This window comes from Novosphingobium sp. 18050 (assembly GCF_902706195.1).
Classification (GTDB): Bacteria; Pseudomonadota; Alphaproteobacteria; order Sphingomonadales; family Sphingomonadaceae; genus Novosphingobium.
This window is the reverse complement of sequence record NZ_CACSJO010000001.1, coordinates 433,570-458,695: the sequence shown is the minus strand read 5'-3', so window position 1 is coordinate 458,695 and position 25,126 is coordinate 433,570. Positions and strand designations below refer to the sequence as shown.

At 63.8% G+C, this 25,126-nt stretch carries 29 protein-coding genes and 1 other RNA gene; 17 read left to right on the top strand and 13 right to left on the bottom strand.

What is annotated here, in order from left to right; genetic code table 11:
- The coding region (locus GVL61_RS02415) for a YgcG family protein (protein WP_159976574.1) at positions 1 to 744 on the bottom strand (744 nt) is incomplete at its 3' end.
- Positions 745 to 748: 4 nt separating this feature from the next.
- On the bottom strand, positions 749 to 1,354 hold the full coding sequence (locus GVL61_RS02410; protein WP_159976571.1) for a LemA family protein: 606 nt from the start codon (positions 1,352 to 1,354) through the stop codon (positions 749 to 751).
- 199 nt (positions 1,355 to 1,553) lie between these two features.
- On the opposite strand from GVL61_RS02410, the gene mscL reads away from it, so the two are divergent.
- Entirely contained in the window at positions 1,554 to 2,021 is a 468-nt protein-coding gene (mscL, locus tag GVL61_RS02405; protein WP_159976568.1) for a large conductance mechanosensitive channel protein MscL, read from the top strand.
- A 55-nt stretch (positions 2,022 to 2,076) separates the two neighbouring features.
- Positions 2,077 to 2,476: a transfer-messenger RNA gene (gene ssrA / locus GVL61_RS02400) on the top strand.
- Positions 2,477 to 2,527: 51 nt separating this feature from the next.
- Here the strand turns inward: ssrA and GVL61_RS02395 are convergent.
- Entirely contained in the window at positions 2,528 to 2,806 is a 279-nt protein-coding gene (locus tag GVL61_RS02395; protein ID WP_159976565.1) for a hypothetical protein, read from the bottom strand.
- A 307-nt stretch (positions 2,807 to 3,113) separates the two neighbouring features.
- On the opposite strand from GVL61_RS02395, the gene GVL61_RS02390 reads away from it, so the two are divergent.
- Positions 3,114 to 5,222: a malate synthase G gene (locus GVL61_RS02390; RefSeq protein ID WP_159976562.1), complete on the top strand. Its 2,109-nt coding sequence runs from the start codon at positions 3,114 to 3,116 to the stop codon at positions 5,220 to 5,222.
- A 142-nt stretch (positions 5,223 to 5,364) separates the two neighbouring features.
- Positions 5,365 to 5,715 (top strand): pilus assembly protein, encoded by a 351-nt coding sequence (locus tag GVL61_RS02385; protein ID WP_159976559.1) that lies wholly within the window; start codon positions 5,365 to 5,367, stop codon positions 5,713 to 5,715.
- A gap of 4 nt (positions 5,716 to 5,719) precedes the next feature.
- Here the strand turns inward: GVL61_RS02385 and GVL61_RS02380 are convergent, their stop codons facing one another.
- The gene (locus GVL61_RS02380; protein WP_159976556.1) at positions 5,720 to 6,127 is read right to left on the bottom strand and encodes a helix-turn-helix domain-containing protein; all 408 of its coding nucleotides are present in this window, start codon (positions 6,125 to 6,127) and stop codon (positions 5,720 to 5,722) included.
- 102 nt (positions 6,128 to 6,229) lie between these two features.
- Here GVL61_RS02380 and GVL61_RS02375 point away from each other — a divergent pair, with 102 nt between their 5' ends.
- Positions 6,230 to 7,003, top strand: a complete 774-nt coding sequence (locus tag GVL61_RS02375; RefSeq protein ID WP_159976553.1) for an SDR family oxidoreductase — start codon at positions 6,230 to 6,232, stop codon at positions 7,001 to 7,003.
- A 49-nt stretch (positions 7,004 to 7,052) separates the two neighbouring features.
- Here GVL61_RS02375 and GVL61_RS02370 read toward each other — a convergent pair whose 3' ends face one another.
- The 3 genes from GVL61_RS02370 to GVL61_RS02360 form a co-directional block, all read right to left on the bottom strand.
- Positions 7,053 to 7,496 carry a nuclear transport factor 2 family protein gene (locus tag GVL61_RS02370; protein WP_159976550.1) on the bottom strand — a complete coding sequence of 148 codons (444 nt, stop codon included), beginning with the start codon at positions 7,494 to 7,496 and terminating at the stop codon, positions 7,053 to 7,055.
- A gap of 11 nt (positions 7,497 to 7,507) precedes the next feature.
- The gene (locus GVL61_RS02365; protein WP_159976547.1) at positions 7,508 to 8,194 is read right to left on the bottom strand and encodes an SDR family oxidoreductase; all 687 of its coding nucleotides are present in this window, start codon (positions 8,192 to 8,194) and stop codon (positions 7,508 to 7,510) included.
- A 146-nt stretch (positions 8,195 to 8,340) separates the two neighbouring features.
- Complete coding sequence (locus GVL61_RS02360; protein WP_159976544.1) at positions 8,341 to 9,012, bottom strand: TetR/AcrR family transcriptional regulator; 672 nt, start codon at positions 9,010 to 9,012, stop codon at positions 8,341 to 8,343.
- Between the two features lie 242 nt (positions 9,013 to 9,254).
- Here GVL61_RS02360 and GVL61_RS02355 point away from each other — a divergent pair, with 242 nt between their 5' ends.
- From GVL61_RS02355 to GVL61_RS02340, 4 genes are read left to right on the top strand one after another with little or no spacing between them, the layout of a single operon-like run.
- Positions 9,255 to 9,782, top strand: coding sequence for a nuclear transport factor 2 family protein (locus GVL61_RS02355; RefSeq protein WP_159976541.1), 528 nt, complete (start codon positions 9,255 to 9,257; stop codon positions 9,780 to 9,782).
- Between the two features lie 41 nt (positions 9,783 to 9,823).
- Positions 9,824 to 11,155, top strand: a complete 1,332-nt coding sequence (locus GVL61_RS02350; RefSeq protein WP_159976538.1) for an SRPBCC family protein — start codon at positions 9,824 to 9,826, stop codon at positions 11,153 to 11,155.
- 2 nt (positions 11,156 to 11,157) lie between these two features.
- Positions 11,158 to 11,727, top strand: coding sequence for a VOC family protein (locus GVL61_RS02345; protein ID WP_235037499.1), 570 nt, complete (start codon positions 11,158 to 11,160; stop codon positions 11,725 to 11,727).
- Between the two features lie 26 nt (positions 11,728 to 11,753).
- The gene (locus tag GVL61_RS02340) at positions 11,754 to 12,173 is read left to right on the top strand and encodes a nuclear transport factor 2 family protein (RefSeq protein ID WP_159976535.1); all 420 of its coding nucleotides are present in this window, start codon (positions 11,754 to 11,756) and stop codon (positions 12,171 to 12,173) included.
- 85 nt (positions 12,174 to 12,258) lie between these two features.
- Here the strand turns inward: GVL61_RS02340 and GVL61_RS02335 are convergent, their stop codons facing one another.
- On the bottom strand, positions 12,259 to 12,624 hold the full coding sequence (locus GVL61_RS02335) for a putative quinol monooxygenase (protein ID WP_159976532.1): 366 nt from the start codon (positions 12,622 to 12,624) through the stop codon (positions 12,259 to 12,261).
- Positions 12,625 to 12,764: 140 nt separating this feature from the next.
- On the opposite strand from GVL61_RS02335, the gene GVL61_RS02330 reads away from it, so the two are divergent.
- Positions 12,765 to 13,523, top strand: a complete 759-nt coding sequence (locus GVL61_RS02330; RefSeq protein WP_159976529.1) for a glucose 1-dehydrogenase — start codon at positions 12,765 to 12,767, stop codon at positions 13,521 to 13,523.
- A gap of 16 nt (positions 13,524 to 13,539) precedes the next feature.
- Here the strand turns inward: GVL61_RS02330 and GVL61_RS02325 are convergent, their stop codons facing one another.
- Together GVL61_RS02325 and GVL61_RS02320 are read right to left on the bottom strand one after the other, a co-directional pair.
- Positions 13,540 to 14,766: a glycosyltransferase gene (locus GVL61_RS02325; protein WP_159976526.1), complete on the bottom strand. Its 1,227-nt coding sequence runs from the start codon at positions 14,764 to 14,766 to the stop codon at positions 13,540 to 13,542.
- 16 nt (positions 14,767 to 14,782) lie between these two features.
- Positions 14,783 to 15,355, bottom strand: coding sequence for a helix-turn-helix domain-containing protein (locus GVL61_RS02320; protein WP_159976523.1), 573 nt, complete (start codon positions 15,353 to 15,355; stop codon positions 14,783 to 14,785).
- A 93-nt stretch (positions 15,356 to 15,448) separates the two neighbouring features.
- On the opposite strand from GVL61_RS02320, the gene GVL61_RS02315 reads away from it, so the two are divergent.
- Positions 15,449 to 15,925, top strand: coding sequence for a DUF6456 domain-containing protein (locus GVL61_RS02315; RefSeq protein WP_159976521.1), 477 nt, complete (start codon positions 15,449 to 15,451; stop codon positions 15,923 to 15,925).
- A 39-nt stretch (positions 15,926 to 15,964) separates the two neighbouring features.
- On the opposite strand, the gene GVL61_RS02310 is transcribed toward GVL61_RS02315, so the two are convergent.
- Positions 15,965 to 17,746, bottom strand: a complete 1,782-nt coding sequence (locus GVL61_RS02310; RefSeq protein WP_159976518.1) for an ABC-F family ATP-binding cassette domain-containing protein — start codon at positions 17,744 to 17,746, stop codon at positions 15,965 to 15,967.
- A 183-nt stretch (positions 17,747 to 17,929) separates the two neighbouring features.
- Between GVL61_RS02310 and GVL61_RS02305 the strand changes: the two genes are divergently transcribed.
- The 4 genes from GVL61_RS02305 to GVL61_RS02290 all read left to right on the top strand — a co-directional run bounded on the left by GVL61_RS02305 (position 17,930) and on the right by GVL61_RS02290 (position 20,785).
- Positions 17,930 to 18,235 carry a PepSY domain-containing protein gene (locus GVL61_RS02305; protein ID WP_159976515.1) on the top strand — a complete coding sequence of 102 codons (306 nt, stop codon included), beginning with the start codon at positions 17,930 to 17,932 and terminating at the stop codon, positions 18,233 to 18,235.
- A gap of 103 nt (positions 18,236 to 18,338) precedes the next feature.
- On the top strand, positions 18,339 to 19,016 hold the full coding sequence (locus GVL61_RS02300) for a response regulator transcription factor (RefSeq protein ID WP_043975418.1): 678 nt from the start codon (positions 18,339 to 18,341) through the stop codon (positions 19,014 to 19,016).
- A 133-nt stretch (positions 19,017 to 19,149) separates the two neighbouring features.
- The gene (locus tag GVL61_RS02295; RefSeq protein WP_200844796.1) at positions 19,150 to 20,466 is read left to right on the top strand and encodes a sensor histidine kinase KdpD; all 1,317 of its coding nucleotides are present in this window, start codon (positions 19,150 to 19,152) and stop codon (positions 20,464 to 20,466) included.
- A gap of 115 nt (positions 20,467 to 20,581) precedes the next feature.
- Entirely contained in the window at positions 20,582 to 20,785 is a 204-nt protein-coding gene (locus tag GVL61_RS02290; RefSeq protein WP_043975417.1) for a hypothetical protein, read from the top strand.
- Between the two features lie 45 nt (positions 20,786 to 20,830).
- Here GVL61_RS02290 and GVL61_RS02285 read toward each other — a convergent pair whose 3' ends face one another.
- Positions 20,831 to 21,133, bottom strand: a complete 303-nt coding sequence (locus GVL61_RS02285; RefSeq protein ID WP_159976512.1) for a chorismate mutase — start codon at positions 21,131 to 21,133, stop codon at positions 20,831 to 20,833.
- Positions 21,134 to 21,241: 108 nt separating this feature from the next.
- Here GVL61_RS02285 and GVL61_RS02280 point away from each other — a divergent pair, with 108 nt between their 5' ends.
- Together GVL61_RS02280 and GVL61_RS02275 are read left to right on the top strand one after the other, a co-directional pair.
- A complete protein-coding gene (locus GVL61_RS02280) occupies positions 21,242 to 22,258 on the top strand; it encodes a polyprenyl synthetase family protein (RefSeq protein ID WP_159976509.1) in 1,017 nt (338 codons plus the stop codon).
- A 96-nt stretch (positions 22,259 to 22,354) separates the two neighbouring features.
- Complete coding sequence (locus GVL61_RS02275; RefSeq protein WP_159976506.1) at positions 22,355 to 23,125, top strand: energy transducer TonB; 771 nt, start codon at positions 22,355 to 22,357, stop codon at positions 23,123 to 23,125.
- A gap of 27 nt (positions 23,126 to 23,152) precedes the next feature.
- Here GVL61_RS02275 and GVL61_RS02270 read toward each other — a convergent pair whose 3' ends face one another.
- Positions 23,153 to 25,078: a bifunctional diguanylate cyclase/phosphodiesterase gene (locus GVL61_RS02270; RefSeq protein ID WP_159976503.1), complete on the bottom strand. Its 1,926-nt coding sequence runs from the start codon at positions 25,076 to 25,078 to the stop codon at positions 23,153 to 23,155.
- Between the last annotated feature and the right edge of the window lie 48 nt (positions 25,079 to 25,126).

Here is a 25,126-nt window from a genome sequence, read left to right as displayed (position 1 = left end):
TCCCCAGCCACCGCCGGAGGAGCCGCTGTCGAAGCCGCCCGGCAGCCAGACGATCGGGCCACCGAAACCGCTACGCCTGCGTCCGCCGCCACCGGCCGCGCGCATGATCGGCAGGACGAAGAAGAAAATCACGACGAGAATGAAGATGACCGTGCCCGGCGAAAGGTCATCGCCGCTCTCTGCGCGCTGCTTGTCTGCCTGTGCAGCGATTTTCTGCGCTTCTTCAGGGGGAAGGGTGAGCTGCTTGATGATTGCATCAGTGCCCGCTGCGATGCCGCCGGGCATGTCGCCGGCCTTGAAGCGAGGCAGGATCTGGTTGTTGATGATAAGGAAGCTCATGCCATCGGTGAGGATCGGCTCGAGGCCGTAACCAACTTCGATGCGCACTTTGCGCTCATTGGGCGCGACGATGAGGATCGTGCCGTTGTTGTCGCCCTTCTGGCCGATTTTCCAGTTCCGGCCAAGCTGGTACCCGTAGTCGGAAATCTCGTAGCCGCCCAGGCTGGGCAGCGTCACCACTACCAACTGCCGGCGCGATTGCTTTTCCAGCGCCTCCAGCTTTTGCGTGAGCTGCGCTTCCTCGGGCGCGGGGATCACGTTCGCCGCATCGACGACGCGCCCGGTCAGCTTGGGGAATTGCGGGCCCGCGGCCTGCGTTCCGTTCTGCGCCCACGCCTGCGGCCCTGAAAGCAGGGCACACAGGGCCAGGAATGCGGCCGTCAGGACGGCCCGGAAGTGGGTCACCGGATCAGAGCTTACCCTGGAGGTCCGGGGCCTTTTCGGCGCCGGGAGTAACCGACTTGTACGGAACCAGTGGGTCGGCACCGCGCAGACGCGCACCGATCATCGAGGGGAAAGTGCGCACTTCGGTGTTATAGTCCTGCACCGCGGCATTGTAGTCGCGGATGGTGATGCGGATACGGTTCTCCTGCCCTTCGAGCTGGCTCTGGAGCATCTGGTAATTGGCGTTGGACTTGACCTCCGGATACGCCTCGACGCTGGCGAGCAGGCGGCCGATGCCGGCACCCAGCTGAGCCTGGGCCTGCTGGAACTCCTCCATCTTGGCGGGATCGCCCAGATCGTCGCCGCTCACCTGGATCGAGGTGGCCTTGGCGCGCGCTTCGGTGACGCCGACCAGAATGCCCTTTTCCTGCTCTGCCGCGCCCTTGGCGACGGCAGCGAGGTTGGGGACGAGGTTGGCGCGTTCCTGGAAGGCAGCCTCGACGTCGGCCCACTTGGCCTTGGCGGCTTCCTGCTTGGTCGGAACCGAGTTGAAACCACAGGCGGCGAGCGACAGGGCCGCCGCAAGTGCCAGTACGGTGCGGCCGTGACGGGCTGCGTTGGAAAGCGACATCGGCGTGATTCCTCCACTGAACCGTCGGCGCTGCCGGCGGCTTCCACGAGCGATAGATAGCGATGCCACATGACGGATCAAGCGCGGCATGTTGCAGAGGTGGAAACCGACAGGGTTAACAAACGTTTGAGGCGCAGGGTCGAGTGTGTCAAAATGCACGGCCTACCAATCCCAATCGCCGAAACAGGGACCCAAGCGCATGGCAATATTCGACGAATTCAAGAAGTTCATCGCGCGCGGCAGCGTACTCGACCTCGCGGTCGGTGTGATGATCGGCGCCGCTTTCGGCAAGATCGTGACCTCGCTCACCGAGAACGTCATCATGCCGGTGATCGGCTGGGCGTTCGGCGACATCGATTTTTCGAACTACTTCGTCCAGCTGGGTGAAGTGCCGGCCGGATATACCGGCAACGTGGGCGACTATGTCGCGCTCAAGGCCGCAGGCGTGGCCATGATCGGCTACGGTGAGTTCATCACGCAGATCGTGAACTTCCTCATTATCGCGATGGTGCTGTTCCTGCTGGTACGCTCGATCAACAAGATGGTCGAATCGGTGAAGAAGGAACAGGCCGAGGCGGATGCCACGGCTGCGGCCGCTACGCCGACCGATCCGCAGCTCGACGCGTTGAAGGACATTCTCGCGGAACTGCGCAAGAACAAGGTGTAAGCGTCAAGGGGGGGCGCAACGCTGGTTTCCCCGGTACTGCGCTCCCTTCACACGGTCACTTCACATTCACGACCAAGGCCCTATATGGGGACCTGCCGGCTTCGGTCGGATATGATGATAAATTGTTACGTACAATAGATGCAGCGGACCCGGGGGCGGTACCCGGCGGCTCCACCATCACCCGTTCCGTAAGGAACAACCCCGTTGTCGCGGGGGTGATGACGGGGCCGAACTAGGATCGACGTGTGTTGAAAAGCGTAGTTTTCATTCGGGCTGAGTAACCCGTTCAAGGCTCAAAACTCATAAGTGCCAACGACAACGACGCACTTGCTCTCGCAGCGTAATTCTAGGGGCTAACGCCCTGAAGTTACAAAGTTAGAACACGGCTGGGCCCGCCGGGTAACAGAAGGGATTCCAGGGGCCCGGGGTGAGCCTGTCAACAGAATCACCCCACCTTCCATCATCGATGTTTCGGAACGGCGCGGATGCGTTGCCGCTCTGCGTCCCTAAGCGGCTTCGCGCTCTATCATGGGGGGCGTCGGAGCTATCGGGGGTTGTCGTTCCAGCAGGGCAGCCTTTTCGAACTTGATGCAATCGAGAATCTTGGCGCCAGCCATGAACACCGCGCCGGTGCAGGCCAGGAACAGCAGCTTGCCCCCAAATCCCGGAAATCGCGTGAGATAGACGCTACCGCGCTCAACCGCGCCGAGGGCCAGCGCGTAGATGATCATGTACGCTTCCCAGTTGGTCTTGATGATAAACAGGCGACCGATCTTGCGGAGCATTTTCATCCCTTTGTTCTGGCCACCATTTAGCAACGTTCGTGCCAACCCCGCGTTCCCGCCGGGTCCGATGCTTAACGAATGCTGGAATGTAAGGGTTACCGACGGGTCCTGTAAATCCGGAGGAATCCCTGTGTCCCGGCACATGACACTATTATAACCAATGGAACCCGGACCTTGGGCGCTGTTGCCAAGCGCGCGAGGTTGCGCCATAGCCCTTCCGATCCTTCCCCAGGGCAATTTGGTAATTATCGTGACCGTTGCAGGCCGTATCCACGGCGTGCGCGTTCGCAAACCAGTGCGAGGAAGTATGACTGACAGGGTTGATCGTTCCGGGCTTCAGGTCGATGCGGAGTTGGCTAGGTTCGTCGAGGAGCAGGTGCTGCCCCCGATCGGACAGGACACCGCCGCCTTCTGGCAGGGATTTGCGCAGCTTCTGACCGTGTTCGCCCCGCGCAATCGCGCGCTGCTGGACACTCGCGATTCGCTGCAGGCACAGATTGATGCATGGCACGGCGAGCGTGCCGGCAAGCCTATCGAGCAGGGCGAGTACCAGGCATTTCTGCGCGAAATCGGCTATCTGGTGCCGGAGCCAGGCGCTTTCACCATCTCCACCACCGGCGTCGATCCTGAGATCGCGACGATGGCGGGGCCGCAACTGGTCGTGCCTGTCCTCAATGCCCGCTTCCTGCTCAATGCCGCGAATGCGCGCTGGGGTAGCCTCTACGATGCGTGGTACGGCACCGATGCGCTCGACGCCGCGCCCGCGCAAGGTCCGGGCTACGATGCGGCGCGCGGCGCAGCGGTGATTGCGGCGGGGCGTGCGTTCCTCGACCAGGCGCTGCCGCTGAAGTCCGGTTCGTGGGCCGATCTGGTGGATGTCACTGCGCTTGAACTCGCCAGTGAGGCGCAGTTCGTTGGCAAGACGGCTGGGGGCCTGTTGTTCGCGAACAATGGCCTCAACATCGAGGTCGTCATCGACGCGGCAAGCCAGGTCGGCTCGACCGACAAGGCGGGCATCTCCGATATCGTGCTGGAAGCGGCGCTGACCACCATCGTCGATCTGGAAGATTCGATCGCCGCGGTCGATGCTGCGGACAAGGTGCTGGCCTATTCCAACTGGCTCGGCATAATCCAGGGCGACCTGACCGACACCTTCCAGAAGGGCGGCAAGACGCTGACCCGTGCACTCGCTGCCGACAAGGCCATCGCTTTGCCGAGCGGGGAGGAAGCCGGTCTGCCGGGCCGTTCGCTGCTGTTCGTGCGCAATGTCGGCCACCTTATGACCAACCCGGCGATTCTGCTGCCGGACGGCTCGGAAATCCCCGAGGGCGTCATGGATGCGGTGATCACCAGCGCCATTTCGGCGCAGGACGTGAAGCGCCTGACGAAGTACGGCAACAGCCGCGAAGGCAATATCTACATCGTCAAACCCAAGATGCACGGGCCGGAGGAGTGCGCCTTCACCAACGACCTGTTCGATGCGGTGGAGGACCTGCTGGGGCTCCCGCGTGAGACGCTCAAGGTTGGCGTGATGGATGAGGAGCGCCGTACCTCGGCGAACCTCGCCGCCTGTATCCACGCGGTTCGCACCCGCATCGTCTTCATCAATACAGGTTTCCTCGACCGTACCGGCGACGAAATACACACCTCGATGCGGGCGGGGCCGATGATCCGCAAGGCGGCGATCAAGGCTTCGGCATGGATTGCAGCTTATGAAAAGCGCAACGTAGCCATCGGACTGGCGCATGGCCTTTCGGGCGCTGCGCAGATCGGCAAGGGCATGTGGGCCGCGCCGGACATGATGCGCGATATGATGGAGCAGAAGATCGGGCACCCGAAGACCGGCGCGAACACCGCCTGGGTGCCGTCGCCGACTGCCGCAACGCTCCATGCGATGCACTATCATCAGGTCGACGTTTTCGGCCTGCGCGAGGATATCGGCGCGCAGGAAGTGCCGGGACTCGACCTGCTGTTGCAGGTTCCGCTGGCGGACGGCGTGAACTGGTCCGAGGATGAGGTCCGCGAGGAACTCGACAACAATGCGCAAGGGCTGCTCGGCTACGTCGTGCGCTGGATCGACCAGGGCGTAGGCTGCTCCAAGGTGCCTGACATAAACGACGTAGGCCTGATGGAAGACCGCGCGACGCTGCGCATTTCCAGCCAGCACATGGCGAACTGGCTGCTCCACGGCGTCTGCTCGCAGGAACAGGTGATGGATTCGCTCAAGCGCATGGCGGCCAAAGTCGATGCGCAGAACGCGGGCGATCCGCTTTATGAACCAATGGCGGGCAACTGGGATACCAGCATGGCTTTCCAGGCAGGCTGCGACCTTGTGTTCAAGGGCGTGGATCAACCCAATGGCTATACCGAGCCGCTGCTCCATGCCTGGCGTCTGAAGAAGAAGGCCGCTGCCTGAACCGGCGCCTGCGCGCGTGGTACTCAATCTCCGGTCCGCTATCGGGCGGGCCGGAAATTGCCGCCGACGTGAACCCGCATTAACCGCAGAATAACTATTTGTACGTATTACGTTTTACAGCTCTGGCTAGGGAACGGCGGGCATGTTCATTCACAGGCAGCGTATGCAGGCGCGCACGGTCGTCGCGGTAAAGGCGATGATGCGCATTGGCGATCAGGTTGTGGCAGCGACGCTGACCAATGCCTCTTCGCGAGGTGTTCTTGCCCTCGTCGCTTCGCCGCCGCCGCGCGGGACGGCGATCGAACTGGACATCGGCGGGCATATCCTGAAGGGGCAGGTGCGCTGGCGGGGCGCCGACCGCTGCGGCATCGCGCTCAAGAGCGAAATCAGCGTGGCGGACCTGATCGAAGGCAACCTTGTCCCGCTTGTTTACGTGCCCGAACGCCTTTCCCGCCGAACCCCGCTCGAGATTTTCCGCGCAATGCTGGGGTGAACCTTCAGCGCGCGTCGAAGTCTTCGCGTGCGCGCTCCACCCGGTCCAAGTTGTCCGCAGCCCATACCCATACCCCGCAGAACGCCTCGCTCAGGCTCGATCCGAGCGGGGTAAGCGCGTAGTCGACGCGCGGAGGCACCACGGCATGGACGTGCCGGGTAATCATGCCGTCGCGTTCCATGCGGCGCAGGGTCTGCGTGAGCATCTTCTGGCTGATGTCAGGGACATGCCGCGCGATCTGGGTGAAGCGCTGCTCCCCGTGTTCCTCGAAGACTTCGAGGAGGATCATCGTCCACTTGTCCGCCACGCGGCCGATCAGTTCGGTGACCAGCGCCTCGACGCGCGGATCGATGGCCTCGCACTCCTGCGCTTTTGCCGAAACTTCGATCACGTCGGGCCCAATAGTCTCCATGGGATAGTCACTCTCTCTTGGGTAAGTATAAATCTTTGGGGTGCCTTCTTACCATTCGAATGTGGGGTGCTACATCAGAGGCGTCAACCAAGGAGTTCCCTCATGAAAACGACTGGAAACACCATTCTGATGACCGGCGGCGGTTCGGGCATCGGTGAGGCACTGGCGCAGCGGTTCCACGATCAGGGCAATGTCGTGATCGTCGCCGGGCGCCGGCTGGAAGCGCTGGAAGCGGCATGCAAAGGCCGTGAGAACATGCATGCCATGGCGCTCGACGTTGAAAGCGCGGGCGGCGTCGCGGCCTTCGCCGCCGAGGTTCTGGCGGACTTCCCGGCGCTCAACGTGCTCATCAACAATGCCGGGATCATGCGTTACGAGCGGCTCGACCGCGCGCGCGATCTTGGCGATGCGGAAGCAACGCTGGTGACCAATGTGTTGGGTCCGATCCGCCTGATCGATGCGCTGGTCGACCACCTTGCCGCGCAGGAGGGCAGTGCGATCGTCAACGTCACTTCGGGGCTGGCTTTCGTCCCGCTCTCGGGCACGCCGACCTACAGCGCGTCGAAGGCGGCCATGCATAGCTACACCCAGTCGCTGCGCGAGATGCTGCGCGGGCGCGTGGAGGTGATCGAACTGGCGCCGCCTGCGGTCCAGACTGACCTCACGCCGGGGCAGAGCACGCGCGAAGGCTATCAGCCGCTGGCCGAATTTTCCGATGAGGTGATGGCGCTGTTCGCGCAGGACCCGACGCCGGAGGAAATTCTCGTCGAGCGGGTCAAGCCGCTGCGTTTCAGCGAGGCGCAGGGCAGCCAGGGCGCGATCATGGCGAACCTTACGGGCGTTTCGACAAAGATGTTCGAGCAGCTCGGAATGTAAGGGGCAGGGCGCGCACCTTAACCGGTGCGCGCCCTTTCCTGTGCGGGGCTCAGTCCTCGCGCGCGTCGAAAGTGGTGTATTCGCGGCGGGTGAACAACCATTCGCCATCTACTTTCGCCAGTTCATCGACGTAGCGACCGCGCAGGCGCATGGTCTTGGACGTGGCCGGGTCCTCAAAGATTTCCGAGGTATAGGAGATTGCCGTGGCCCGGTTGCCGTCCACCCGGATTTCGCCGGGGTGGGCGACATAAACCATTGGCCGCGCGGCGCCGCCGCCAAGGCCGTAGTGCTTCATCGATTCGCTCCAGCCGGCGACGATAGCTTCCTTGCCGGTGAACCCGCCCAGGTCGGGGAATTCGGGCAGGGCCCAGAAGGCGTCCTCGGCCCAGGTCGCGGCCCAGGTTTCGACGTCGCGGGTCATCACGCCGTGGGCGTATGTGTCGAGCAGCTCGCGGATGAGGATGCGATCCTCCAGCGGTCCCGTAAATGCCATCGGTGCGTCCCTTACCAGGCGTGCTTTTCGCCGTTCCACTTGTAGAATTCGCCGGTGTCCTCGATGCCCCAGCGGTCGGTGAGGGCCATGATCGAGGAGGCGCTTTCCTGCGGGGTAATGTCGGCGCCGGGGCCGCTCATGTCGGTCGAGACGTAGCCGGGGTGGATCACGCCCACGACGATACCCCGATCTTTCAGGTCGATGGCGATCGATCGCATCATGCGATTGAGGCCGGCCTTCGCCGCCGCGTATCCCCAGTACCCGCCATAGGGCCAGGTCGAGGCGCCGAGCTGGCTGGAGAAGTTGATGACCTTGGATCCTTCGCCAAGGCGCGGTAGAAAGGCGCTGAGGACGCGCAGGGGGCCCTTCAGCATGATCTCGATCGACTGGTCGAAGTCTTCCCAGTCGATGTTTTCGAAATCGGCTTCGGCCTTACCGGTCACGCCGGCGACATTGTAGAGTATGTCGATCGGCGCATCGCCGGTCGCAGCGGCGCCCGACTTTACGGACGCGCTGTCACTCACATCCATCGCATGGACCGTCACCTTGCCGCCGGAAGAGGCCGCGAGGTCATTGAGGGCATCCGCGCCGCCGGGGTTGCGGACCAGGGCAAAGACCCGGTCGCCGCGTTCGAGGTGTTGCCTGGCCAGTTCGAACGCGATTCCGCGTGCTGCTCCGGTGATTGCCACGTTCGCCATCAGGTTTCCTTCCTTCGATTCAGTTTTCTGGGGCCTCGGACAAAGCATGAGGCCGTTTCGAATCGTTATCGCCGCCAAGTCTGGAAGAGTGGGCGCCGCAGGGACACCTGTGACTTTGGAGAGAACGGGAGGAAAGGGTAGTGCTTTCAGCGCTCCTCGCTGAGCCGCTGCATGGTGCGTGCGGCGAAATGGCGCAGGCGTTCAAGGCGCTCCCCGGTGCCGAAGACCGATGCGTGGAGCAGCATGCCCATATGGATGGCGCTGGTGAAGTCGTGCGCCAGCTTGAGGTTGTCCCAGTCCGCTTTCCACTGCGGGAAGGCTTCGATCATCTCGCTGGTCCAGACCGCGTCGTAGCGGCGCGCCGCGGGTTCGAAGATCGCGGCAAGTTCACCGTCGGTCCGGGCGGCGACTGCAAGTTCGACCCAGGCGGCGTAATCGCGCGTCTGCACCGAGCGCCAGTGCGCCTCGACCGCCATCTCGATCATTGGTTCGTCCACCCGGCGCGAAACGGCCTCGAAATAGTCGGCGAGGAAGGTGCGCATGCGGTGGTAGACGGCGTGCTCGACCACGGCCGAGACCAGTTCCATGCGCGTCTGGAAGTGATGGTGCATTGCCCCGCGTGAAACTTCGCAGGCGTTGGCGACGGCAGCCGTGGTCAGGCCGGGGTAGCCGCCCTCGACAAGGCAGTCGATCGCGGCCGACACGAGCCTTTCGCGCATCAGCGCGCTTTTGCGCTGCTGCCATTTTTCGGGTGGTTCAGCGTGCATCTCGGGCGAGAGTGCGCTGAGCATCCGGTCCTGCAGAGACTGCGCCTTCAAGTATCTCTCCCCGTTTCGAAGTCAGCGGTGCGCTTGTCGCCGCTCGCCCGAACCTAGCCAAAGTCGCAGGTGAGCAAGTGGGCCAGAAGGTAGCATAAAAAACCGGCAGTTGAGTCGGTTTATTTGCAAGCGACTGCGGATGGCCAGAGGCGCGCGAAATTGCAGACGCGCCCTGACCGGGAACGGGAGAGTTGAAAAGGCATGCCTCATTCACGCGCGAATTCCGTCCCGAGGCTTGCCCCGTGGACGCAGTGACGACGAAAGCCCGCTTCGACCTTGAGGCCGAAGTCCGCGACCTTGCCGCCCGGCGCGACATCGCCGACGCGGCGGCGCGCTACATGCGCGGGCTGGACCGGCTCGACCCCGTTCTCCAGCGCACCGCCTTCCACGATGATGCCGTTGTCGACTGCGGGCTGATGAAAGGCTCGGCGGACGAATTCGTCGATTTCGCGCAGGGCTTCCTCGCCGACATGGGCGCCACGCACCACCTGCTCGGCCAGTCGCGCATCGCGGTCACCGGCGAGACGGCCAGCGGCGAATGGTATTTCCAGGCCTGGCACTCGCTGCCGACGCCCGAAGGCGGAGTGCGCGACCTGTTCATTTCCGGGCGTTACCTCGACGAATATGCCTGCCGCGATGGCGACTGGCGCATCGTCAACCGTGTCCTCGTCACCGACTGGGTGAAGGACGATCCCGGCACGCTCGATTTCTTCGCGGCCAATCCCGGAGCGCCAAGAGGCGGCCGGCGGGGCAGCGATCCCAGCCAGTAACGATCACATAAAAAAACGCGAAATCACAGGATACCCAGCCCATGAACATCCAGACTCAGGCATCGCGCTACTCGGCCGATTTCGACATGCCGGTGCGCGGCGATCCGATCACCGCCGACCGTTACATCTCCAAGGAGTGGATGGACGGCGAGATGAAGAACCTGTGGCCCAAGGTCTGGCACCTTGGCGGCCTGATCGCCGAACTGGAGGAGCCGGGGGACATCATCCGCCACAACTTCGCCAAGGAATCGGTCATCATGGTTCGCCAGGAAGACGATTCCATCAAGGCGTTCTACAATTCCTGCCCGCACCGCGGTAACCGCCTGATCGTGGGCGAACAGGCCAGCGTTATGCGCATCACCTGCGCCTATCACAGCTGGACGTTCGACCTCGACGGTACGCTCGCCAAGGTCCAGGATCCTGACGATTTTGCGGACGGCGATCCGTGCGGGCGCCTCCACCTTTCCGAACTGCGCTGCGAGACCTGGGGCCCCTTCGTATTCTGGTGCATGGACGATGACGTCGCGCCGCTGCACGAATGGATGGCGCCGCTGCCTGAGCGGCTCAAGGGCTACGGTGTCGACAACTGGGTGCGCGTGCTCAAGGTGTCGGCGGACGCGGATTTCAACTGGAAGATCATCCGCGACAACTTCAACGAGAGCTACCACCTCCCCACTATCCACCCGGAACTGGCGACCTTCATCAACGACGGCCTGCCCGACACGCTGTTCGAGATGTACCCCTCGGGTCACAACTCGATGTGGATGAAGGGCCATCAGGCGACCACCCGCGTCGACTATCACACCAGCGAAGTCCCCGCCCCGCTGGGCGAGGCGGCGCGCGCCTGGGGCATCGATCCGGATGACTACAACGGCCGTACCGGCGACCTGCGCGAGGCCATCATCGAGGCCAAGCGCCGGCTGGGTCCGGGACGCGGCTACACCAATTACGACAACATGTCGGACCAGCAACTGGTGGACTATTTCCACTGCACCCTGTTCCCCAACCTTACCCTGACCATGAGCCCCGAGCAGCTTCAGGTCCTGCGCACCGAGCCGCACCCCACCGACCCGGAAAAGTGCGTGTTCCAGCACTGGTGCCTCTACCCGCCGGTGGAGGGCATGAAGGAGGTGTTCACGCCGCTGGGCATGTTGCCTTTCGAGCATGATGCGGTGGCGCGCCACTCGGTTTACGGCGACGGCGTTTCGGTAGGCTACGTGGCCGACCAGGACCTGTCGATCGGCACGACCCAGCAGCAGGGCCTCAATTCACGCGGGTTCAAGGGCTGCAACCTGCCGGGCCAGGAAAAGCGCGTCCAGCGCTTCCACGAACTGCTCGACGATTATGTGAAGGGTGAGATGCCGGTGGCCTGATCATGACCGAAGCCCCCACCATCCTTCAGGCGGGAGTTCCGGGCTCCCACGTCATGCAGGTCGCCTTGATGGTCGACGACATCGAGAGCGCCTGCATGAACTGGGTCCGGACCACCGGGATCGGGCCGTTTTTCCACGTCCCCCGCATCGTCCTTGAAGAGTACGACTACCGGGGGCGGGCGGCTTCGGGCCTCGATTTCTCGGTCGCCATCGCCCAGTCGGGCGGTGTGCAGATCGAGCTTGTGCAGCAGCACTGCGACAACCCTTCCGCCTACCGCGACACCATTGCCAAGGGGCAGGGCGGCTTCCACCACCTTGCCATTTACACCGGCGATTATGACACGGCCTATGCCGGATATGTGGACCAGGGCTTCGTCGCCGCGGTCGATGGCAGCTTCGGCGGTTTCCGCTTCAGCTACATCGACACCAGCGCCGCCATCGGCTGCATGATCGAACTGATCGAGGAAAACCCCCTGCAAGGAGAGTTCTTCGCGCGCATAGCCGATGGCGCGCGCGAATGGGACGGTGTGACCGATCCCATCCGCCCCGGCTTCCCCGCCGAGGCCCTATAATCGATAACCTGAGAGGATTTTCCTGAATGACCGCCTGCCCTATCGAAGATCGCCTGGCGATCCAGGACCTGCTCGTCTCCTACGCCCACGCGGTAGACAGCCTGCACGACCTCGACGGCATCTGCGCCGTGTTTGTGGAAGATGCGGTGTTCGACCTGTCCGGCATCGGTTTCCCCAGCCTCAATGGCCACGGCGAGATCCGCAAGTTCTTCGAGGACACCTTCGAGGCTATGTCGGCGCACGCGCACTACCTCACCAACTTCGCAATCACTGCTTATGACGGCGATACGGCCTCGATCCGCGCCTATGTGATCGGCATGGGCAAGTACAAGGCGGGCGGCGGGATCACCGTCAACGGACGGTATTATTTCGATGTCGTGCGCACTGCTGCAGGCTGGAAGGCCAAGCGCTACACGATGGATTTCCTCATCCCTATCGAGGGGTAACAGCTACAATGTTACCGCTTTGCCCGCCATCACGCTGAACTTGTCTCAAGTTTAGCGTGATGGCGGGTGTCAAAGACGGAGCCAATCACGTGCCCGCCAGCGTTACCCCGAAAATCTCGCGGCGCGGCAAGCCGTCTTCGGCATAGACCGGCTCGATCCCGGCGGCGGTGTAGAGCTGCACATGGAAGCCGGTCAGCTCGTACTTCTCCAGATGACTGCGCATGTCGGCATAAGGCGGATCGGCGAAGTGCTGGAGCAGGGCTTCCTCGCTGTCCCACTCTTCGTAGACGTGCATCTGCCCCGGTTCGAGGGGGTCGATCGCCCAGTTGTAGGCAGTGCAGCCCTGTTCGGCGCGGGCGGCGGCGATGTGATCGGCGCCGCCGACGATGATCTCGGCGCAGGTCCTGTCGTCGCCGGCGAAACGCAGCCAGCCAGCCACGATGATACGCATGGGGATATCCTCTCTCGGTTATGCGGGGAGAGGCTAGGATTGCCTCGGCAACTGCGCCTCTGGCACTTTGCACAGGTGCGTGCGGGGCGCCCACGCCGTTCAAGGGTAGCCGGACAAGAACAGACGACGGAGAGCGAGCGATGACGGGACGTATCGAGGGCAAGGTGGCGCTCGTTACCGGCGGGGCCTCCGGGCTGGGCGAGGCGATCGTGCGTCGCTTCGTGGCCGAGGGCGGCAACGTGCTGATCGCCGATATCGACATCGCCGCCGGCGAAGCGCTTGCCGCCGATCTGGGCGCAGCTGCTGCTTTCGCGCCGCTCGACGTTACGCAGGAAGACCAGTGGATCGCCGCCTTCGCCCGTGTCGATCAGGCTCTCGGCCGTATCGACACGCTGGTGAACTGCGCCGGAATCACCACGATCGGCTCGGTGGAGGACCTGACGTTCGAGGCTCTGCGGCACGAACTCGACATCGATCTTGGCGGTGTGTTTCTGGGCTGCAAGCACGTCATTCCGATGATGAAGCGCACGGGCGGCTCGGTCGTCAACATCGCCTCGATGGCGAGCATCCGTGCGCGCGACTACCTTGCCGCCTACAACGCGGCGAAGGCGGGCGTCACCCATATGACCAAGTCGATTGCGCTGCACTATGCCCACAAGGGTTACGGGATACGCTGCAATTCGGTGCATCCCGGCGTAATCCTGACTCCCATGCTGGAAAAGGTGATGAGGCAGTCCGATACGCCCGATGCGCTATATGCCGAATGGGTCGCCGGGCATCCGATCGGGCGGCTGGGCAGGCCCGATGAGGTGGCGGCGCTGTGCCTCTACCTCGCCAGCGACGAAAGCGCCTTCGCGACGGGGGCAGAGTTCGTGCTGGATGGCGGGTCTTCGCTTTAGCGCGGGGTGGGCGGGCTCAGCGCCTTACTTGCAGATCCGGTTCGGCCGCCGGTTCAAGTTCTCCGAGCACGCCTTTCCAGAAATGCACGATGTTCTCGGCGTTCACGCCCCAGCTGAAGCGGCTGACGTGTTCCGCCACATCGGCCTGGCTGGGCGGATTGGCGAGAATGTCGGCTACGGCCGAGGCGATGGCGTCGGGCGTACGCTCGGCAATCCGGCCGGCGCTTTCGTCGCTGACGATCTCGCGCGCGCCGCCGATGTCGGGGATAACGATGGGGGTGCCGCAGGCGAGACCTTCGATCCACACGTTGGCAAGACCCTCACTGGCGGAGGGCAGCACCAGCACGTCAGCCGCGCAAAGAACATGTGGCAGCAGTTCGTGGTCGATCAGGCCAAGGAAGTGGACGCGTTCTTCCACCCCCAGCCGCCGGGCGAGGGCTTTCAACCGCATCTCGTCCTCACCCGCACCGGCCAGCGCCAGACGCGCTTCGGGCAGGCGGGTGAGCGCCTCGATGACGATGCCCTGGCCCTTGCGCGGGATCAGCGCGCCGGGCGTTACCAGCAGCGGCCCTTCGGACCAGATCTGCAGGTTGGGCATGGCCGAAACCAGCGCACGCGCGGCGCCTCGTTCGATCGGGTGAAACTTTTCACGGTCCAGCCCGGTGTAGTGGATGTCGATGCGCTCGGCCGGCATTCCCAGCGCGATCATGTCCTCGCGCAGGGCCTGGCTGACCGCGAGCAGGCCTGCCGCCTGCGACGCTGCCTCACGCATCTGCTTCAGGGCATGGGGGCGCTGGCCCCAGAAATGGATGTCCGCGCCGCGTGACTTGATGGTCAGCGGCAGACCCAGTTCGCGCGCGATGATCGCGGCGGCGGGGCCGTCGGGGAAGAAGAACTGCGCATCGACGAGATCGAAGGGCCGCTCGGCGTGAAGGCGGCGCACCAGTGGCAGCACGGCGTGCGCGATGCGGGCCGGGTTGGTGTCCCCGCCGATCTTGGGATAGGTGGTGAACTTGGGATAATAGACCGGGAAACCAGTCGTATCGCCGACTTCGGGAATGTTCTTCAGTCGCACGTATGGCTCGCGTATCGACAGCGGCCATGGCGGCACGCCGATCGGGCTGACCACCGTCAGCTGGATATCGTCACGCGCCGCAACTGCGCGCATCTGGTTGCCCACGAAGACCCCGAACGAGGGTTTGACCGGGTTCGGAAAAAGCGTTGCGATCGAGAGGATATGCATCGAGGGGCGTGCGCCTTCAGAGTTTCCGGACAAGCATTTCAGCAACTGCCAGCCATGCGGGATGTTCCACCACCACGCGGTCCTGCCCGCTGGTCGGAGGAAGAAGCACAATGGATTCCTCGCTGCCTTCGATAAGGCGGCCGAAGGAAAAATGGCCGCCTGGACGCGGAGCCAGCACATCGCGGTTCATCAGGCGTGCGGCTTCGGCGGCGGGATACTGGCGCAGCCATACCTGGTCGTCGGCGCGGTATTCGCCGCAGGATGTCTCGACCGCCAGCACCAGCCAGGGGGTGTCCGCTGCCAGGGCGCTGGGCATAACAGCCTCGATCGGTGTGCGCAGGGCTTCAGGCCCCTTGCCCCCCAATGTCGCGACAATGCGGGCAGGTTCGGCGCCTTCGCTGCGCAGCAGGGTCTCCGGCTCCACCCCCAGCGCGGCTGCGATCCGGTTCATCCATGCCAGCGAAAGGTTGCGCATCCCGGTTTCGAGACGGCCGATGGTCTGCGCCGTTGTCTGTGGTTCGCAGGCGAGCGCAACGTCGGCGAGGGTCATGCCCTTTTGCACGCGGATGTCGCGGATGCGGTTGATCATGTTTCTGCCCCTAACCGATCTGGTTTTTCGCTTTCCTACAGGAGGAAGGGTTTGGCAAGTCTTGAGGGTATCGGGAATCACGAGGAGACGGCCATGAAACAGCAATTGATAGAGCGGGAATTGACCGCCGAAGGACCGGGGCGGGAAGCTGTCTGCGGCCGGCGGGGGCGAACGGTAACGGTGAACCTCGCCGAATCGCCGCTGACCTGGCTCCATGCGCGCGGTCATCTGTCTGATCGCCAGTTCGCAGCCGGAGAGAAACTACGCGCGGATTGGGAGCGCGCGCAATTGGCGCCGCGCGTGACGATGCGATGGGACGCTGTGCGGATGGGCGGGGGCGATGCCGGGCTGACGCCGGGTGAGCGGCAACTGGCGGCGCAGGCGCGATTCGACGGCGGCATTGCGGCGGCAGGCCCCGGTCTCTCGGACGTGCTGTGGCGCGTGGTCTGCGCGGGCGAGGGGTTACCAGCGGCGGAAAAGGCGCTCGGCTGGCCGGTTAGGAGCGGGAAGCTGGTGCTGGGCCTGGCGCTGGACCGGGTCGCCGGCTTCTACCGGGTACCGGGGGAGTAAGGCTTCGTCGTCCCGGATTTGATCCGGGACGACGAGAATTCAGCCTTCCACCTGTTCCGCCAGTTCGAGCCAGCGTTCCTCGGCGGCTTCCTTGTCGCCTTGCGCCTTCTCGATAGCGGCGGTGAGGGCGGCGAACTTCTTCGGGTCGCGGGTGTAGAGCGCGGGGTCGGCCATCGCCTGTTCGTCGCGGGCGATGGTGGCTTCCAGTTCCTCGATACGCTTGGGGAGCAGCTCGTAGTCGCGCTGGTCCTTGTACGAGAGCTTGGCCTTCTTCACGGGCATCGGCGGCGGCGCGGCGGTTTCGGCCTTGGCCTTCTTCCCCGAGGAGGCGGTGCGTTCGCGGCGCTTGGCTTCCCAGTCGGCATAGCCGCCGACGATCACGTCGATGAACCCCGACCCGTCAAGGCCGAGCGTCAGGTTGACGGTACGGTCGAGGAAGTCACGGTCGTGGCTGACGATCAGCACGGTGCCCTCGTAATCGGAAATGACTTCCTGCAGGAGGTCCAGCGTTTCCAGATCGAGGTCGTTGGTCGGCTCGTCGAGCACCAGCAGGTTCGAGGTTGTCGCAAATTCGCGCGCGAACAGCAGGCGCGAGCGTTCGCCGCCCGAAAGGGTGCCGACTTTGGCCTCGACCATGTTGGGGTCGAACAGGAAGTCCTTGAGATAACCCTGGATGTGCTTGCGCACCCCGCGCACGTCGATCCAGTCGCCGCCTTCGGCTACGACGTCGCGGATGCGCAATTCCGGCGCCATCCGGCTACGCTGCTGGTCGATCACCGTGGGGTTGAGCGTGTTGGCCAGAGTGATCTTGCCCGAATCGGGCTCCAGTTCACCCATCAGCAGCTTGAGCAGGGTGGTCTTGCCCGAACCGTTGCCGCCTACCACGCCGATGCGGTCGCCGCGCTGGATGCGCAGGCTGAAGTCCTTGATGACTGTGCGGTCTCCGAAGGACTTCGTCACCTTGTCCGCGACGATGACCGACTTAGTCTTGCTGTCGTCGGCGACCACGGCCAGCTTGGCGGCGCCTTGCGGCCCCATCATCGCGGCGCGGGTGGCGCGCATTTCCCATAGCTTGGCAAGGCGGCCCTGGTTGCGCTTGCGCCGCGCGGTGACGCCGCGTTCCAGCCAGTGGGCCTCGATCTTGAGCTTGGCGTCGAGCTTCTGGGCGGCGCGTTCTTCCTCGGCGTATACTTCGTCTTCCCAGGCGTCGTAGCCGCCGAAGCCGATGTCCTTGCGGCGCAGGCCGCCACGGTCGAGCCACAGCGTCGCATTGGTCAACCGGGTCAGGAAGGTACGGTCGTGGCTGATGACCACGAAGGCGCCGTTGTAGCGTTGCAGCCAAGATTCCAGCCAGTCGATCGCGTGGAGGTCGAGGTGGTTGGTCGGCTCGTCGAGCAGCAGCAGGTCCGGTTCGGAGGCCAGCGCGCGGCACAGCGCGGCGCGGCGGCGCTCACCGCCCGATGCGCTTGCGGCTTCGCGGGAAAGGTCGATGCCGAGCTGGTCGGCGATCGCTTCCACTTCGTGGCGCGGCGGGGCGTCGTCGCCGTGGATGGCGAAATCGAGCAGGGTGTCGAAGCCGGTGAAGAACGGGTCCTGTTCCAGCGTGACGACGCGCGTGCCCGGCTGGACCGAGCGGGTGCCCTTGTCGCCTTCCACGATCCCCGCGATCAGTTTGAGCAGCGTGGTCTTGCCGGCGCCGTTGCGGCCGATCAGAGCCAGCCGGTCACGCGGACCGACGTTGATATCGAGGTTCTGAAAGAGCCAGCCATTGCCCTGGACAAGGCCAAGGCCTTCCCAGCTTAAGATCGGTGCGGTTGCCATATGACGCGCCCCTACAGGCGGGGCAGGGGGGAGAGCAAGCGACTTGGGCGCTTGAAAAGAACGGGCTGGTGCCGACAAATCCAGCTGCGGCGAATTTGCAGACCGATGAAACGAACCTTTCGGCCACCTTCCAGCCACATTCAGGACTTGTTCAACGCGTTGGAATTAGGCACCGAAGCCGTGATGAAAAGGTTTTCCTCTCCGCTGGCCGCCCTGGCCATGCTTTCCCTCGTTGCAAGCACTCCTGCGGTCCATGCCGATTCCGGCGGCGATCAGGGCGAGGCGCGCAAGGAGCGCAAGGCGGGCAACATAATGTCGATCCGCCAGATCGAGCAGATGGTGCTGCCTCGAATGGCGGGAAAGCAGTACCTTGGCCCGGATTACGATTCTGCGGCAATGGCTTACCGACTGAAGTTCATTCAGGACGGAAAAGTCTATTTCGTCGACGTCGATGCCCGTACCGGGCGCATCATCGGCCAGAGCCGCTGACACTTTCTCGGAGGAGGGTGCGGGAACCTCGCGGGGCGGCGCCGCTTGACCCTTGCAGGCTTTCGCCCCATCTCAGGCCCGTTCATAAAGGGAGGACGATACATTGCGCATCCTGATCGTCGAGGATGAGCCCACCCTGGGCAACCAGCTCAAGACCACGCTGGAGCAGAACGGCTATGCAGTCGATCTGTCCACCGATGGCGAAGACGGGCATTTCCTCGGCTCGACCGAAGATTACGACGCGGTGATCCTCGACCTCGGCCTGCCCGAGATCGATGGACTGACCGTGCTGGGCATGTGGCGCCGCGAAGGGCGGACCTTCCCGGTCCTCGTCCTCACCGCGCGTGACAGCTGGTCGGACAAGGTTGCAGGGCTCGATGCCGGCGCCGACGACTATCTCGCCAAGCCCTTCCAGACCGAGGAACTGATCGCCCGCCTGCGCGCGCTGATCCGCCGCGCCTCGGGCAATACTTCCAGCGAGCTGACTGCGGGCGACGTTCGCCTCGACACCCGCTCGGGCCGGGTTACCCTGGCGGGCGAGCCGGTCAAGCTGACCGCGCAGGAATACAAGCTGCTGTCCTACCTGATGCACCACAAGGGCAAGGTGGTCAGCCGTACCGAACTGATCGAGCATATCTACGATCAGGATTTCGACCGCGATTCGAACACGATCGAGGTCTTCGTCACGCGCATCCGCAAGAAGCTGGGTGCCGACGTCATCACGACGATCCGCGGCCTTGGCTACAGTCTCGACGATCCCGCCCACCCCGGCCGCGGCTGAGGCCGCCGCCATGGGTGCGGCCGATCCCGGCCCGGATTCCGCTCAGGATTCCGGAACCGGCGTCGGCCTGGATGCCGATGCCGGGATACCGCGCGCGCCTCGGCCCGCCAATACGGGCTCGCTCGCTAGGCGCATGATGCTGATCGCGGCAGGGTGGATATCCTTCCTGCTGCTCGCGGGCGGACTGGCCCTCGACCATACCGTAACCGGGATCGTCACACGCAATTTCGACGAGGGCCTGAGCTACGTCCTTACCGGCATGATCGGTTCGGCTGAAATTGGTGCGGATGGGGAAGTGTTCTTCATTCGCCCGCTCGGCGACCAACGCTTCATGGAGCCCAATTCGGGCCTCTACTGGCAGATTCGCGCGAAAGGGCATGAGGATTTTCCCTCCCGCTCGCTGTGGGATCGCAGCCTTGATGTGCCCGCGGGTCACTTTGACGCCGAGCCGCACGTCTATGACAGCGACCAGTTCGCGGGCGAGCCGCTGCGCGTGCTGGAACGCTCGATCATCCTCCCCGGCAGCGATACCCAGTGGATGTTCACAGTCGCCGCCAGCCGCAAGGACCTGAACGACCAGATCAAGATGATCCGTTCGATCCTGGTCTACAGCTTCGTCGCGCTGGGGTTCGGCCTCATGCTGATGGCGGGGATGCAGACCTGGTACGGCCTGTTTCCGCTTCGCCACGTGCGCCGCGCGATCCAGAAGCTGCGCACCACCGGGGCGAGCCGGGTCAACGATCCGCTGCCCCGCGAAGTGGAGCCACTGGTCAACGAGCTGAACGCACTTCTCGCCCATACCGAGCGTCAGGCTGAGGAAGCGCGCACCCATGCCGGTAACCTCGCCCATGCACTGAAGACGCCGTTGACGGTGGTGATGAACGCGGCGACCGCCAAGTCGCCCGATCTTGCCGATACCGTAATTCGTGAGGCGGCGGTGATGCGCCGTCAGGTGGACCATCATCTTGCGCGGGCCAGGGCGGTCGGCCGCCGCGCCGTGGGCATGTCGCGGGCGGAAGTCTGGCCTAGCCTCGAAGCGGTGCTGCGCGCTGTCGAGCGGCTCTATACTCAGGCCCGCCTCGACCTTGATGGACCGCGCGACATCGTCGTTGCGATCGAGAAGCAGGACCTTGAGGAAATCCTCGGAAACCTGATCGAGAATGCGGCGAAGTACGGCGGCGGCAGCGTTTTCGTGACTGTGGATGCGGTCAAGGAGCCGCAGTTCTGCGAAATCTGGATCGAGGACGACGGCATGGGCATTCCCGAGGCTGAACGAATCCGCATCTTCGATCGCGGCGCCCGGCTCGATACCGGCAAGCCCGGCACCGGGCTTGGACTTGCCATCGTGCGCGACGTCGTGGAAATCTACGGCGGCACCGTCCATCTCGACGAGAGCGAGGATCTCGGCGGTTTGCTGGTAAAGCTCAGGCTGCCCCGTATTTCTGCCTGACGGGCCATCGCGGTCTGACGAGAGGTTCAATTTATCCGGGGGAACCGCGTGAAGGGCGGTTGTGGTTCCCGCCGTTCGTGCTCATTTGCCGCGCATTGCACACTCAGGAGTCTTCATGTCCAAGCCTATCAATGTCCCGCTCACCTCCGACGAGATCGAAATGCTGGTCGACGCGCTTGAGGTCGATCTCGAGGGTTACCTCGAATCCGCCAAGGAAGCGCGCGGCAACGGCAATCGCGAGGACGTGAAGACCTTCACCGAAGCGGCGACCCGCATCCAGACGCTGATGGCGCGCCTGCAGGAATTCGTAGCCGAGTGATTTTTAGGTTCCTCCCCGGGGCTCGCTCGGGGAGGAACAGGCTTTTTAGCCCCCGTTCTTCGCCTTCTGGTGATGGCGGATCACTTCGTCGATGATGAAGCGGATGAACTTCTCGCCGAAGTCAGGGTCGAGGTGCGCGTCTTCCGCCAAGGCGCGCAGGCGCGTGATCTGGCGCTCCTCCCGTCCGGGGTCCGAGGCGGGCAAATCGGTATGAGCCTTGTATTCACCCACAGCCTTGGTGATCCGAAAACGCTCGGCGAGCATGTGGATCAGCGCGGCATCAATATTGTCGATGCTGGCGCGGAAGCCCGCGAGTACGGGATCGGCGGTGGAGGGTTCTTGGCTCATGGACCCGCCCGCTAGCACGGCTTCGTCTGCTCTTCCAGTCGCCTCGATCCACCGGCTGATAGCGTTTGCACTTGCGTTGGCGGCTCCTTGCGCGCAATGCGCCGGACAATGAGTGCAGATGTCGTCGCCCTGCGTTCCCGCAGGCCCCAGCCTTCCCTTGCTCCCATGCTGGCGCTTACCGCTGCCGGCATGAACAGCGTCAACGCCGTCATTCTTGACCGCATGCAAAGCGAAATACCGTTGATACCGGCGTTGGCCGGGCACCTGATTTCGGGTGGCGGCAAGCGCATGCGGCCGATGCTGATGGTCGCCGCGGCGGAGTTGTGCGGTTATCAGGGAACCCGCCACCACAAGTTGGCGGCAGCTGTGGAGTTTCTCCATACGGCGACGCTGCTGCATGACGATGTGGTTGACGGATCGGACATGCGGCGTGGCAAGGCCGCTGCCAACATCGTCTTCGGCAATCCCGCGACCGTGCTGGTGGGCGATTTCCTGTTTACCCGCGCCTTCGAACTGATGGTCGAGGACGGCAGCCTCAAGGTCCTCAAGATCTTCTCCAAGGCCAGCTCGATCATCGCCGAGGGTGAGGTCGACCAGTTGACCGCCCAGCGCCGGATCGAGACGAGCGAGGAGCATTACCTCCAGATCATCGGCTCCAAGACCGCCGCGCTGTTTGCCGCCGCCACCCGCATCCCGGCGATCGTCGCTGAAAAGAGCGAGGCCGAGGAAATGGCGCTCGATGCGTTCGGGCGCAATCTGGGCATCGCGTTCCAGCTTGTCGACGATGCGATCGACTACGATTCGGAAAGCAGCGAATCAGGCAAGGATAAGGGCGACGACTTCCGCGAGGGCAAGATGACCCTGCCGGTCATCCTCGCCTATGCGCGCGGCAATGCCGAGGAACGCAAGTTCTGGGAGGACGCCATCGCCGGTTTCCGCACCGAGGACGAGGATCTTGCTCACGCGGTCGAACTTATCAATCGCCACGGCTGCGTTGAGGCCACGCGTGAACGCGCGCGCCTTTATGCCCAGCGTGCGATTGACGCGATCGCCGGTTTTCCGGCGGGCGAAGCGCGTGCGGCGATGGGTGAAGCGGTCGAATTTGCGGTCGCCCGCCGGTACTAGGCCGGTCTGCCGACCGGGCGCAGGCCCGGTTCCTGCGACAGACTGAAACAATGCTGTAATTGCGACGCGAGCCTGGCTCGCTTAAGGAGGCGCTCCATGCGCTCCGATGCCGATCGGGCAGTCACGGGTTACCAGCCCGGCTCGCCCCGCCAACGCCTGATCTCCATGCTGCTTTCGGCGGCGATCATCGTTATCGCCCTGTTGATTGCGCTTTACCAGACGACGGTGGCGCCGGCGCTGAAGAAGGCGAACAACCCGGTCACCTTCAACGTCGAGGGCGAGGATGCCGACAGCGGCGCCAAGTCACCCGACAAGGCCAAAAGCCCCAAGGCCGAAAAGACCGAGAAAGATCAGCCCAAGCAGACCGAAGTGCGGGTGGAAACTCCCGTGCCGCCGGTCGAGAAACCCAGGGAGCCGACCGAAAAGCCGGCGTTCTCGTTCCTCAAGGTGTCCCGCTCGGACATGGCGGCGGCCGATATCGGTGCGATGAAGCGCCCCGGTAACGGCGATGCGTCGCCCGGCGGTGGCAGCAACGGATCGACCTACGGACCGGGCGAGGGTCCAGGCGGCGCGGTGCTCTACAATGCCGAATGGTACAAGGAACCCAGCGATGCACAGCTGGGCGGCTATCTCAATGCCAGCGGACCGCGTCAGGGCTGGGGCATGATCGCCTGCCAGACACAGGACCATTACCGCGTCGAAAACTGCCAGATCCTGGGCGAATCGCCGCGTGGTTCCGGCTTCGGCCGCGCTGTGCTCAACGCCGCCTGGCAGTTCCAGGTCCTGCCTCCGCGCATCAACGGCAAGCAGCAGATCGGCACCTGGGTCCGCATCCGCATCGATTACGGAGCGCGTCTGGCGGGGTGATCGCCCCGGCTAAGGCGCCGGGCTGATCTAGCCCGCTGCGACCCACATCGAGGCGCCTGGCTGGGCCAGCCGCTCCAGCATGTCCTCCAGCGGCATTGGCCGGGCAATGAAGTAGCCCTGTGCCAGTGAGAAACCGGCAAGGCGGGCGCTGACCAACTGGTTCTCCGTCTCGATCCCCTCGATCACGCATTCCAGCGAGAGCGAGCGAGCAAGGTGGCGAATCGCGGTAATCAGCCGACGTCCGGCCGCTTCATCCAGCCGCACGGCGAAGCTGCGGTCGATCTTCACCATGTCGAGGGGCAACTGGTGCAGCGACGACAGGCTGGAATAGCCGGTGCCGAAATCGTCCAGCGCAATGCGTATTCCGGTTTCGCGCAGGCGTTCCAGCGTGGCGCCGGCCTTGTCCATTTCCTGGATCAGCGAGGATTCGGTGATCTCGATCAGCATGCGCCGGGGATCGCAACCCGAAGCTTCGAGGCGCGACAGCAAGGCGTCGATGGTCCCGGTATTGCCGACGTCATTGCCCGAAAGGTTGAATGACAGGCGCAGCGGCGCCGGCAGCCGCGCCAATGCATCCATGGCCTTGTCGAACAGCGTGAGCGTGACTTCGCGCGCGCGGCCGAGCCGTTCGCCAGCGGCGATCAGCATTTCCGGCGAGACATCGCCAAGACGCGGCGAATGCCAGCGCGCGAGGCATTCTACGCCGATAGGATCGAGGTCTTCGGTAGCGACGATCGGCTGGAAGACGAGCGTCAGTTCGCGCGCGAGGTCGGCGCCCTGCAGCGCGGCGTCGATCGCCTGTTCCGTGCGGATCAGTCGTTCCAGCTTGTCCGAGAACAGCACGCATTGCCCGCGCTTGTGCTTCTTGGCGTGATAGAGTGCGAAGTCGGCGCGGTCATAGAGCAAATCGGCGGTCACGGCGGTAACGGGATAAACCGAGAGGCCCGCTGAACACCCGACCGAGACAAGTGCGTCGCCGATGCGCGCCGGCTCGCGGATCGCCTTGCACAGATCGTTTGCGATCCGCTCCGCGTGCCCCGGGCCGCCCATCACGATCAGCCCGAACTCGTCGCCGCCAAGCCGCGCGACGATTGCGTCTGCCGGGCACTGGCTCATCATCCGGCTGCCGATCACCTGCAACAGGCGGTCGCCCTGGGCATGGCCATGAGTATCGTTCACCGGCTTGAAGCGGTCGAGGTCGATCAGCCCCACGCTGAACACGTCGCCCTCGCCGGACCGGGTGAGCAGGCTTTCCAGCGTCTTGAAGAAGTAGCGCCGGTTGGGCATTCCGGTCAGCGCGTCTGTCTGGGCGAGCCGGGCGTTTTCCTCGCCCAGCGCATGCGCCTGCTTGCGTTCGCAGTGCAGGTCGCGCTGGGATGTCTCCAGATCGACGAAGGAAGCGTACGACGTGCGCAGGATCTTGAGGATCACGGCGGCGACCAGCGCGATGTTTCCGGCGATGGCGATCTGTACTTCTGTGCCGTTCCAGATCGAATAGGCCAGGAACGTGCCGAGCACTGAAGCACAGACCATGACCGCGGCGTTCGGCAGGAAGCCAAGGCAGAACACGCAGCCCAGCACTGTTACCGAAATGAATACCGCAACATGGCCGTGCTCGTAGGGGCCGCCGTACTGGTCGAGCCAGAGCGCCCATCCGATGAAAGCCATCGCCATTACCGCTGCGACCGCGAACGTCTTGCGCATCCGCCTTTCGACCAAGGCGGTTTCGAGTTCGCCGGGCTTGACGGGCCTCATCCAGATGAGCGCGCGCGCGACGCAAGCGGCGAATAAAATCGCAGGTACGGAGTAGACGAGCAGCGGCGGGGCAAGCGCGCGGTGAGTGAAGGCCAGAACCGCGGCGTTTGTCAGCAGCAGCCCATACATCGGCGGTATGTGCTCACGCAGGCGCAAGTATTGCGCGACGCTGAGGGGATATTGGCCGGCGCGATGCATACTATGCGGGAACTGCGTACAGTTGAAAGGAACGGGGCGGAAAGACTG